Raw genomic sequence first — 12,264 nt, 5'->3', positions numbered from 1 at the left:
GCGATCGTATTTCCCGGAAAGTCCAGGGATTTGAGATTAATGTTAAAATAAAAGGGTTGACATGGGTATTGTGTTTGTGGTAACACTTCTGCTTGCTGTGAGTATGTGTCAATGTCACCAGTGTAACAGCTTGGCATGGGACAGGGATACTCCCAAAAGCTCGGAAATTACTGACAAGAGTGAGGGCGACGAATCTGTGACACCAGGTTCAGCATGAGGGCGATGAGGCTAAAATAGCGAAATTATCTTAAAAAAGCGGGTTTCTGCCTAGGTCCGCAGTTGGCTAAAAAACCTTACTGTTTAAGAGTTTTTACTTAGTAATAGGAAGCAGTACAGTTGACTCTTGGCGATCGCCTAAGCAAACCTTTGATTAAGTGTCACAGGTAGGCCCCTTGGTTTTCTCAACCAGAAGCACTATCAATTAATGACAGCACCTATCAAAGTAGCGACTTAGGTTCAGCGAGGACAACTGCCCTACTCAGTTTATATAGAGGATAACATTATGAAAAACATGACGACGCGACAAACTATAAGTGCCTTAGTAGCAATCCCTATTTTGCTCATGGCACAGACAACTCAATGTTTGGCTAGTATTAGTGCTATGACTGGAACTCCAATCAAACCAGTTTTGGTTGGTGGTGATGGGATGAATTCGGAGAATTTGGATTCACAATTCATCGCCGTTGAAGAAAGCGAAAATTGGGACTCACCTAATTTTTCTGAAGATGGGAATATGCCGATCACCCAAATTAAGGAATCTCCTGTTAAATCAGAAATTACTTCCCCAGAACCAAAGCTTTATATCAGTGCAGCTAGGGGTAGATCCAGCCGGAGTTGTCGTATTTCAGGACTCTGCTAATCCATCCATAGTTATTTCCAGAAATATAAGTCTTGGGCTGGCAAGATGCCTACCCCACCAAAGTGGTACAATTTGATGCAGTAATTGTAAATTTTTTCCCAAATTTTTGGTGTATTTTTATCTAAATGTGCTAAGAGCAGAGAAAGGATTTTTTCAGGGTATGTATTTTTTCGCTGGACTGAAACAATCATCGGCTATGTGACATCTCCAAAAAAGGCGATCGAGGGCTGGAAGGATGGCTATCCCACAGAAATTAGAGGAGATTTGTATTTGACGATTTTTGGGAAGCAGAGAACTGTCCAACCGATTTCTCTATTTCTAGGTGGTTAATACCAACGGATTATTCAAATATTTTTTCTATATTTAATATGATTAATTCACACTACCAAGAAGATACACCAGGGCTGGAAAACAAAAATGCGCTGCAAACTCTCGCCCGCACTCTCAAAATGTCTCAGGGGCAATTTTCTCTGACTTTGGTGCGCTGCAATTACGGTTTTCTCCGAGAGCAAATTGTCAGACAATTGCACCAAGCTTGTGCAGTGGATCTGCGAGAAATTTTTCTCCCGGCATCTGTAAAAACTCTTTACACTACCATAGAAGCAGAACTTGCTGGTAGCCAGCCCCAGGCTTTGATGGTGTTTGGACTAGAGTCGGTAAATGCGATCGATAAAGTGCTGACTTCTACCAACTATGTCAGGGAAGAATTTCGCAATAACTTTCCCTTTCCGGTGGTACTGTGGGTTACAGACAAAATTTTAAAAAAACTGATTCGCTTAGTCACAGATATTGAAAGTTGGACGACAACTATTGAATTTGTACTTCGGCCCGATGAGTTAGTAGACTTTTTAGGAAAAAGTGCCGATCGCATTTTTTCGGGTATTTTAGAAAATGGCAATTGGCGTTTAACTAATTCTGCCCTTCTGGGTACTGGTGCCTTGACTGAATTAGAGTCAGCCCGGAAAGATTTGGAAGCTTCCGATATCCGCTTGGAACCAGCGATTGAAGCTAGTTTACAATTTCTGCGCGCTCGCAACGAATATGCTTGTCAGCGCATCGATACTGCCATTGCATTATATCAAAAAAGTCTCAATTTTTGGAAGTATCAAGTAGGATTAATTGGTCATCAAACAGAATTTAGTAACTTGTTATTTACGATTCACCCAGCACCCGTATTAGAGGGAATTCTGCTCTTTCACATCGGACTTTGTTACCGATTTCAAGCAGAACAGCATCGTAAAGGCAACCGTCCTTACTGGACAGAAGCTAAAAATTATTTTCAAGAATCTATTGAGGTTTTAGAAAGAGTCGGACAGCACGATACTGTTGGTAAATTTATCAATCAATTAGGCGAAGTATTGCAGTATTTAGAAGATTGGGATGCACTCTGGAATTTAGCTATCAAAGCTCGGAGGTTACATCAAAATATGGAAAATTCAGCAGTTAATTTAGCTCAAGATTATGGTTTTTTGGCTAAGGTAGCCTTAGAGCAGAAAAATTGGCAAGGGGCTAAGGAATGGGCTTTAGTGGCTCTAGAGGTTCTGAACTCCAATTTAGATACCGCTGGACAAGGAACCTCGTTAAAGTCCCAGCATCAAGGCTTGTACCTGTTAATTTTAGCAGAAGCAGAGAAGGAAATTGGTGAAATTGAACAGGCGATCGCACATCTAGAAATGGCGCGAGCCCAAACCCCTCCTTGCTACAACCCGCAGTTGTATTTGCGAGTGTTAGAACTGCTGCGATCGGTTTATTTTCAACGAGGAGAATATCTCGAAGCATTTCAAGTTAAGCAAGATTATCGATCGATCGAACATACCTATCGTTTTCGAGCTTTTATTGGTGCAGGAAAGTTGCAGCCCCACAGACAAGCAATTAATCCCACCACAGAAACTGTTGACGTCAATACTACAATTGCTGATGAAATTACTGCTTCCGGCAGAGAACAAGACCTCAACCGTTTGATAGGTAGGATGAACAGCGCCCAAAACAAAATAACAGTAATTTACGGTCAATCGGGAGTTGGTAAAAGTTCCATGGTCACGGGGGGATTAGTACCAGCGCTGAAACAAAAAAAGATAGAAAACCGCACTGTTTTACCAGTATTGCTACAAGTTTACAATAATTGGCCGCGGGAATTGACCAGACAGTTATCTGCTAGCAAATCAGAAATATTCGAGCGAGTAATTGCCGAAGATAGGCTAGGTTCAATCGAAGTCGCATCGGAAGGTGAAACCAGGGAAACCAATGACACTTTAATGGCTATATTAAATCCTCATGAAAATCGCCCTACCGAAGAGAAAATCGTTCCCGAACAGCCTGTAGAAGTAATCCTCAAAAAACAGACTATAGAATACGACAAAATCATCAAAGAATTGCAAATAAATGCAGAACATCTAGTCACAGTTCTCATATTTGACCAATTTGAAGAATTTTTCTTTGTGTGGAAAGAACAAGCAGAAAGGGAAATATTTTTTGAGTTCTTGCGGGAATGCTTAAAAATCAAATACTTAAAAGTGATCCTATCTTTACGGGAAGACTATTTGCATTATATGCTAGAATTTTGCCGACCCAAAAGCAATCAACAAATCATCACCAATGACATTTTAAGTGACATTCTCAGCAAAGATATTTTGTTTTATCTAGGCAATTTTTCCTTAGCAGATGCTACCGCGATTATTGGGAGTTTAACTCAACGTGCTCAGTTTTATTTGGAACCAAAATTAATCGAAGAACTGGTCAAAGATTTAGCAGGAAATTTGGGAGAAGTTCGCCCCATAGAACTACAAGTTGTCGGTGCTCAACTCCAACAAGATGGCATTACCACCTTAACTAAATATCAGGAACTAGGCAATAATCCTAAACAAAAATTAGTCGCCAAATTTCTCGAAGAAGTCATCCAAGACTGTGGTCCAGAAAATGAAGGAGCAGCCCGTAGAGTTTTGTACTTGCTCACGGATGAAGATGATATCCGTCCTCTGAAAACTCGTGCCGAACTAGCCTTAGATTTAGCCACTTTTGAAGAAGCTGATAAATTAGATTTAGTCTTAGAATTGTTGGTAAAATCTGGTTTAATTTTTCGTTGGACAGAACTGCCAGCCGAGCTTTATCAGCTAGTTCACGACTATTTAGTTGGTTTCATCCGCCAGCAGCAGGAATTAGATAAAAAAGCTGAATTTGAGGAACTACGAAAGCAGCACAAAATTAATAGAGATGTCATCGAACAACTCCGCAAGGAAAAAGAACTAAATGCCCTGCTTTCAGAATCCAGAGACAAACAGCGTCAAGCTAAAGAAAAACAACATGAAGCTGAAGCAAAACTCTACGAAAATCGCAAATGGCAACTGCGATTAGCAGTGGTGGGAGTGGTGGGATTAACTGGTCTTTCTGGCCTAGCGCTTTATCAAACAAAAGTAGGAGACGAAGCGCGACAACAGGCTGAAAAAGCTCGGACTGATGCCCTAGATTCGGGTTCCCGTGCTCTCGTGCTTTCTAATGAAAAAGACCAAATGGGAATCTTGGGAACCAGTCTGAAAATTGCCAAAGATTCTGTCAATAGTACAGCCTTACCTTTGGATACTAAAAACCAGATTGCAGAAAGACTCAGACGAGCAGTTTCTGGGGTGCAAGAATACAATAGTTTTGAGCAGCACACCAACTTTGTTTTGGATGTGAGTGTCAGTCCTGATGGCAATAAAGTTGCTTCGGCCAGTGCGGACAAAACGGTTAAATTGTGGAGCAAAGAAGGTAAGTTATTAAATACTTTTAATCACAGCGATGGTGTCACGAGTGTTACTTTTAGTCCCGATGGCAAAACCCTCGCTACGGGTTGTGGCGATGGCAAAATTAGAATTTGGCAGTTAGATAATAATAAAAGTCCGATCGCCACTTTAGAAGGTCACAAAGATATAATTACCAGCGTCAGTTTCAGTCCCTACGGTAAAACCATCGCTTCCGGTAGTTACGACAATACTATCAAAATCTGGAACATCTCCAGCAAAAAATTGCTACAAACTTTAACCGGACACAAAGACTTGGTACTTGGTGTCAGATTCAGTCCCGACGGCGACACAATTGCTTCCGCAAGTGCGGACAAAACTATCAAACTTTGGGACAAAGAAGCTAAAAGTGATAAATTTAAAACTATACCCAAAAATTTAAATAAGCATTCTGAGATTGTTTACAGTGTCAATTTTAGTCCTAATGGTAAAGAAATAGTCTCGGCAAGTGCGGACACCACAGTCAAAATTTGGAATCGAGAAGGAAAGGAAATTAAGACGATTAAAGGACACAACGAAGAAGTGGTGAGTGCGAGTTTTAGTCGCGATGGCAACAAGATTGTCAGTGGCAGTGCGGATAACACTCTGAAAGTTTGGAGTCGTAGCGGCACTTTGTTGAACACTTTTCGAGGGCATCAAGATGACGTGAGGGCAGTAACTTTCAGTCGCGATGGCACTATTGTTTCGGCAAGCAAAGACCAAATGGTTAAAAGTTGGAAACCGAACAATACTCCTTTGAATCAAATTTTGGCTGGGCACGGTGACTGGGTGAATAAAGTTAGTTTGAGTTCAGATGGCAAAATAATTGCTTCTGCTAGCAGAGACAAAACTGTGAAACTTTGGCTGGCTAATGGTAGTTTGTTGAGAAGCTTAGTAGGTCACGAAAATTCTGTTAATTGGGTGAGTATTGCGCCGGACAATCGCACCATTGCTTCGGCCAGCGATGACAAAACAGTGAAAGTATGGAGTATAGATGGGAAACTGTTAGATACTCTCCCACACGGCGACATTGTTAACAGCGTGAGTTTTAGTCCTGATGGCAAAATAATTGCCACGGGAAGCGATGATAATAAATTGTACCTCTGGCGTTGGCAGAATGGTCGGGCAACTGCGATCGCCAAACTAGACCACATGAATCAGGTAGTGAGAGTAAGTTTCAGTCCCGATGGTAAAACCATTGCTGCGCTGACAAATGACAAGCCAGAGCCGAAAAAAAATCCTTTAAAAGTTGCAGCAACCAAGAAAGTTTACCTGTGGCAAATTAATGGTATGTCGGCCAAATTGCTGACTACTCTGGACCACGACAATAGTGTTAAGGATGTTACTTTCAGTCCTGATGGAAAAACCATTGCTACGGGTTGTGCAGATCAAAAAGTTTACTTGTGGAATTTTGATGGGAAAAAAGCAGTTTTAGCCGAAAAATATAACCACAGCGATAGTGTGGAAAATGTTAGTTTCAGCCCGGACGGGAAGTTAATGGCTGCTGGTGCGGGCAATACTCTTAAATTATGGAATTTTGATGGTCGGAAGGCGACGCTATCTAAGACTTTGGAATCTAGCTATCGGATGTTTAGTGTTACTTTTAGTTCTGATAGTAAAACTCTGGCTTTTGCGATGGATAGAAATGTGGTTCTGTGGCCTGTGGAAAATTTAGAATTGAATCAGATAATTGCTAAAACTTGTGATTGGTTGGGGGATTATTTGAAGAACAATCAAAATGTCACTGAGGGCGATAAAAAGCTTTGTGTTGGGTTGGGAAATCAAGGTTTAAATAAGAACAATTAGTAAAAATTACCGAGAGGAATTTAGTCCTCACTATCAACCTGCGATGGTTCTTAGTAAGGAGTTTAGGAACCGAACACAGTTCTCATAAATCTATCTATTGGCTAATCTTTCTAGTAATAAATTTACGGTAAAATTCCAGTAGTCAATTCAACAGCGAGGTAAGCCCGATGGACACCAACTCACAAAATGTCCAACCAGTTCCGCCATTCAACGAGAAAAATCAGGAAACGCCAGAGATAGGTGGCGGTTTGCCGGTAATTGAGTTTTGGGCCGAACATACCTTGTCACCGGAAGGCCCAAAACTTTGGAAAACTTTGCTGCATAAAAGCGCGTGTTTGTCTTGTTCTTGGGGCACGGGTGGCCAGAAAGGAGGCTTTACCAACGAAGAGGGTGAAAAACTTCAGCGCTGTATGAAAAGTGTGGAAGCAATTTCAGCAGAAATTAAACCTGCTGTCTCCAGTCACTTCTTTGCAAACCAGAGTATTTCCCAACTTCAACAATTAACTTCCATGGAAGCTGACAGGCTGGGAAGGCTTGGTTTTCCGATGATTTTGCGGGCGGGAAAGTCTCATTACGATCGCATTTCTTGGCAAGAGGTTTATGAGATTGCCGCCGATGCTTTGCGAAAAACCCCGGAACGAGTGGCATCTTATAGTTCTGGTCGCTCCTCCAATGAGGCCGCTTTTTTGCTGCAATTGATGATGCGATCGCTAGGTTCTAACAATTTAGCAGATTGTTCCGATCTGTGTCATGCTCCTTCAACCACCGGGTTAAACGAAATGTTTGGTACTCGCACTTCGGTGGTGAGTCTAGAAAATTTGAAACAAGCAGATTGCGTGGTACTTGCAGGTGCTAATTCTGCTTACAATCATCCCCGCTTGATGAACGAGTTGATTAAAATCCGTGACAAAGGCGGTAAAATAATTGTGATTAACCCTATGATGGAAATCGGGTTAGTCAAGTTTGGTTCTCCGGCTTTTCCGGTGAAATCGCTCATCCCTGGTTCTGATATTTCGTCTCTATATTTGCAACCAATTCCCGGCAGTGATACAGCCCTATTTGTGGGGATGCAAAAGTCTGTAATCGAACAAGGGTTGCTGGATGAAAGTTATTTAAAAGCCCACACAGAAGGCTGGGAAGCAGTAGTACAACAAGCCCGCGAAACTACTTGGGAAACGATTACTGAAACTTGTGGAGTTTCCCGCGCTGAAATTGAAGCTGCGGCTACAATTATCGGTAGTTCCAAGCGAGTTGTCTTTGGTTGGGCGATGGGAATTACCCAACATGATAACGGTGTAGATAATGTTTTCAGTATTGCCAATACTGCCTTAATGACCGGAAATGTCGGTAAAGAAGGGGCGGGATTAATGCCGGTGAGGGGACACTCAAACGTCCAAGGATTTGGCTCTATGGGCGTGACTGTGAAGCTGAAAAAAGAAATCCAAGAAGCTTTAGAAAAACTGTTGGATCGTCCTCTCAGCCGCGTTAAGGGCTACGAAACGCGATCGCTCATTGAAGCAGCAGATGCAGGGAAAGTCGATACGCTGATTTGTCTGGGCGGTAATTTGTATGGGGCGAATCCAGATTCTACTCAAGCAAAACGCGCGTTAGGTAAAATTGAAACTATTATTTACCTCGCCACTAAACCAAATTTAGGGCATTTTCACGGATTGGCTAAACACAATACAATTGTGATTCCGGTTTTAAATAGATTTGAAAATCCTCACAAAACTACTGTGGAATCGGGGAATAACTTTGTGCGTTTCAATGATGAGGGAAAAACTCATCTCACTGATGCTGATTTGATTCCTGAAGTGACATTTTTAACAGAATTAGCTAGCAGAATTCACGGGACTTATCCCGTAGATTGGCGCCAACTTCAGGACACAAAATATGTGAGAAAACTGATTGCTCAAACTATTCCTGGCTATGAAAAAATTGGAGAGATTGATGAAACTAACGAGGAATTTACCATCGGCGGTCGCATTTTTACCGAACCTAAATTCCCTACAGAGTCTGGTAAAGCGAAGATGTTTATCACGCCTTTACCTCATCTGAAACTACCGGAAGCCCAAGAGTTTGGAGTATCACCATCAGTGCGGGGTATCGTTGTGGCATTGATGACGGGGCGCAGCTATTCTCAGCATAATACTGTGGTTTACAAAATTGATGACAAGTATCGGGGAATGCCACACCGGAATTGCATTTTGATGAATCCGGCCGATGCAAAAAGTGCTGGTTTGCAAGAACATCAGCGGGTTACTGTGCAGGGAAATGTGGGAAAAATGGAGAATGTGGAGGTGATTTATGGGGCGGTGCGTGTGGGTGCTGCTTTGATGTTTTATCCTGAAGTTAATGTGATTTTTCACCCGGAGATTGAAAAGCGATCGGGCACGCCTGCTTATAAGCGCGTACCTGCTTTTGTTTATGCGGCCGGGTAAAAACACCGTACTTATACCAATTTCATAAAGTAGCGCTACATATCTACCCCCCCAACCCCCCCGATGCCTTGGGGGGGCTTTGAACTACATCTGTAGTAGGACTTTATGAAAATGGTATTAGAGTTCCGATTTTTTGCAGCAGCGGGGCTCAAAAAAACATACTTTAAGTAACTAAAAAATCAAATTTCCCGATCGCACTTATGGGAGTTCCGGGCAACTCGACCAAGACTTGTCCGGTGCTGCCGAGGGTAATTGCAGTACCATTAGCTGAAGGTACGATCGACAGTTGCTCGAATTTCAAACCTTGAACCAAGGCCAGGAAGTCAAAACCATCGACAAAATCAAGAATTGTATCTGTACCCCCATCGGGCTGTAACACAATGCGATCGCGACCGAAACCACTGATAATGCTATCGTTCCCCTGACCGCCCCAGAGCACATCGTCACCGGCGGCACCAGTTAACACATCGCTGCCTTTGTTGCCCAAAACATAGTCATTGCCTTCGCCACCATCCAAAGTATCGTTTTGTCGCAGCCCAGTAATCGTGTCGTCCCCCGCACCGCCTAGAATATTGTTAGCTAATTCGTTTCCCACTGCCTCGTCCTTTGCCGGCGAACCCACCAGATTTTCGATATTTGCGCCAAAAGCAATGTAGGTGCCAAAGTTTTCAGTTGTATAAATGCGATCGGGATCGGCACCTGGTGGCAACTGCGAAGGTTGTAAATAGTAGCTGAGATCTGCCAAAGCGCTTTTTGCTGTTAGCGACTTACCCTGATTCATGTCCAAACGATAAACATTGTTGGCAGGCAGTGCCGAAAAGTCCAAAGTATCACTACCACCGCCGTCCCAGATAGTTTGAACGGTATTAAAATTACTGCTGTCAAATTCGTAAACATTATCACCACCGCTCAAATCTTCGCGGGTACCGTAGAGATACTGCAAGGCCCGAATGTCATAAGGCATCAAACTCCGGGGATTTTCGGCGTTGGGGTCGTTAAATGTTTTATATGCGGCATTGTAGGACATGATCGTATTTCTGGTGTTGTCCTTGTCCAATGGAAGATAGGGACCGTCTGCGGAGTTTGCTGTTCCATTGCTGCCGAAGTTGTAGTTGCCGGGGTGCTTTAAACCCATGGCGTGACCGATTTCATGAATTAAAGTATAGTAGCCGTAACTGCCGGGGCCTGTGGAAAAAGCTGTTTGCGGATCGTTTTCATAGAGCTTTTGAAGGTGGATGGCGCCACCGCGCAACAAACCCGGACGATAACCGTAGGCATAGCCCTCAGTACCCGGCCCGTCGGAAAACATAATTCTGATGTTGCTTTGGGCGGAGTCTGGAACTTCTACAAAGTTGAGTGGCAAGACTGTGGCGTAATTGTCCCGGAAGATTTGGCGGACGTTCTGTTTGATGCGATCGTTAACTTCCTCAATATTAGTTTCGGTGCTATATGCAAAATAACTTTTGGCGCTCTCAGCAGTCACAAAACTGTAGGTGAGGGTGCCACCGGGAGCAACGTTCCATTTTGCTGGCTGTTGGCGATTGATGATGCTGCTGTGGAGCAGAGCATCGATATCGTTAGAGTTGCTGAAGGTGAAAGCTTGAGCGGCCGATCGCTCGGCGCTGGCATCTGAGGTTTCAGGGCGGCTGTCACAGATGGGACAGCTATGTTTTGAAGAACGTTGCAACAAATCTGAATTGTGATTAGTGAAATCGCTCAGATTATAAACTGACATGAGCTTGCTTCCAATTCTATCTAAAAGAATATTTATTAATGTTATCCAATCAGCACAGATGGAGTCAATTCATAAAAGTCATAATTTTGACTTCATAAAAGTCATATTTATCGGTGGTCACCAAGGATTTGAATTTCGCTATTAACTCTTGATTTGTAATGGTCTACCTCGCCAAGTCCATCCCCAACCAGTTTCGGTTTTAATTGCAGAACCGATCGCGATCGCCGCCACTAATGTTCCTCCCAAACCTCCCAACCACCAGTATTTCGTGGAACAGTCGGAAATCTGTTCACCTAAACGTCGCAGATTGTACTGTTGCCAAATTACGATTATTGCTAACAGGAAAGAAGGAAGAAGGAAGATGGAAGATGGAAGATGGAAGATGGAAGATGGAAGATGGAAGAAAGAAATTAGATCTTTGAGAATAATGAATAATCCGATCCAGGGAATTGGATAGAGAAATAACATAATTGCTGCCATATAAACCATCATTCCCCAACTGCGGTTAGCACCCAGATACAAATTCTTTGTCCAGCCTTCCCACAAGGCGCTCCAAGACCGATACATCCGCACAAATGCCAAATTTGACCCTGCATAAAGTCCTAGCTTTAAACCCGCACGTTTGATGCGTCTGGATAATTCTACATCTTCGACAATTTCGCCAGCAACTGCTTCGTGACCGCCGATTTTTTCGTAGGCCGATCGCCTAAATAGCATGAATGGCCCAGCGGCAAAAGCACTGTCCACTGTCGGATCGTTGACGGCGGTAAAGTCGAAGCAAACTGCTAGGTGATTGAACATTAAGGGCTGGACTAACCATTCGGCGAAACACTCACAAACCAGAGCGGGCATACAGGTTAGTAGGTCAATTTTTTCGGTTTCGACGGTTTCCAGGGCGGTTTCGATCGCCTGGGGTTTGAGTCGAACATCAGCATCGATAAATAATAAGAAATCTCCCGTTGCTACCTCGACAGCTTGGGCGCAGGCCCAGTTTTTGCCCGCCCAATATTCGTTGGCCGGTCGGGGCTGACCTGCTAATATTTTGAGGCGGGGGTCATTAAGTTGCTGTTGGAGAGTTTGGGCGATCGCCAGTGTGTCATCTGTGGAGCGATCGTCTACAATCAAAACTTCTAGGTTGTCTACAGACAGCCGTGTACTCTCCAAAATGGCGATCGCGCAATCCCGAATATTCTCGGCTTCGTTGTATGCTGGTACGATTACAGAAAACTTAGGGAACTGAGCAGTAGAGGGTGCTGACTGCTGAGCCGGACTTTTACCCGTTCGAGGTGCGTTTTCGACCGATCGGCGTAAATTCTTAGTGTAGGCTGTACTGACAATTAGGGAAAAAATCAGCAGGGTTAGCAATATCAAAGTGATGTTACCTCAAAATTTCGTCGCGGTCACGCAGTTAACTTGCTTAAATACTAAAAAACATTACAGCAAAAAGCTAGTCGATCGCCCGGAAAGTTATTTTGGCGATCGCTCTTGCTATAATTTGTGAGCATCTTTCGCTCAACGGGGCTTCATGGGTCAAACCAATCACCCGGTTAGCGAGGGTAAAAACCGAAGATAGATATCAGTTGTCAGAGGATACTGCAATGGGTGAATTTCTTACCGTCGATATATTAGCAGACGGAATAGCGATAGTGGGTGCTTTGGGTTTCTTCT

The 12,264-nt window shown here is 43.3% G+C and carries 7 protein-coding genes; 5 read left to right on the top strand and 2 right to left on the bottom strand.

What is annotated here, in order from left to right:
• Nucleotides 1-502 precede the first annotated feature (502 nt).
• The 4 genes from AAFP14_RS12605 to AAFP14_RS12590 all read left to right on the top strand — a co-directional run bounded on the left by AAFP14_RS12605 (nt 503) and on the right by AAFP14_RS12590 (nt 8,861).
• Nucleotides 503-859 carry a hypothetical protein gene (locus tag AAFP14_RS12605; protein ID WP_341732596.1) on the top strand — a complete coding sequence of 119 codons (357 nt, stop codon included), beginning with the start codon at nt 503-505 and terminating at the stop codon, nt 857-859.
• A gap of 198 nt (nt 860-1,057) precedes the next feature.
• Entirely contained in the window at nt 1,058-1,189 is a 132-nt protein-coding gene (locus AAFP14_RS12600; RefSeq protein WP_341732595.1) for a hypothetical protein, read from the top strand.
• A gap of 38 nt (nt 1,190-1,227) precedes the next feature.
• A complete protein-coding gene (locus AAFP14_RS12595) occupies nt 1,228-6,420 on the top strand; it encodes an nSTAND1 domain-containing NTPase (protein WP_341732594.1) in 5,193 nt (1,730 codons plus the stop codon).
• A gap of 167 nt (nt 6,421-6,587) precedes the next feature.
• Nucleotides 6,588-8,861 carry an FdhF/YdeP family oxidoreductase gene (locus tag AAFP14_RS12590; RefSeq protein WP_341732593.1) on the top strand — a complete coding sequence of 758 codons (2,274 nt, stop codon included), beginning with the start codon at nt 6,588-6,590 and terminating at the stop codon, nt 8,859-8,861.
• A gap of 163 nt (nt 8,862-9,024) precedes the next feature.
• On the opposite strand, the gene AAFP14_RS12585 is transcribed toward AAFP14_RS12590, so the two are convergent.
• Both AAFP14_RS12585 and AAFP14_RS12580 read right to left on the bottom strand, forming a co-directional pair.
• Nucleotides 9,025-10,596, bottom strand: coding sequence for a matrixin family metalloprotease (locus AAFP14_RS12585; protein ID WP_341732592.1), 1,572 nt, complete (start codon nt 10,594-10,596; stop codon nt 9,025-9,027).
• 141 nt (nt 10,597-10,737) lie between these two features.
• Nucleotides 10,738-11,967 carry a glycosyltransferase family 2 protein gene (locus AAFP14_RS12580; protein ID WP_341732591.1) on the bottom strand — a complete coding sequence of 410 codons (1,230 nt, stop codon included), beginning with the start codon at nt 11,965-11,967 and terminating at the stop codon, nt 10,738-10,740.
• A gap of 4 nt (nt 11,968-11,971) precedes the next feature.
• Between AAFP14_RS12580 and AAFP14_RS12575 the strand changes: the two genes are divergently transcribed.
• On the top strand, nt 11,972-12,097 hold the full coding sequence (locus tag AAFP14_RS12575) for a hypothetical protein (protein WP_341732590.1): 126 nt from the start codon (nt 11,972-11,974) through the stop codon (nt 12,095-12,097).
• Nucleotides 12,098-12,264 lie beyond the last annotated feature (167 nt).

The sequence above is a fragment of the Microcoleus sp. EPA2 genome, assembly GCA_020882975.1.
Taxonomy (GTDB): domain Bacteria; phylum Cyanobacteriota; class Cyanobacteriia; order Cyanobacteriales; family Microcoleaceae; genus Microcoleus.
The sequence above is the reverse complement of the archived record's forward strand: the minus strand, read 5'-3'. Positions and strand labels throughout refer to the sequence as shown.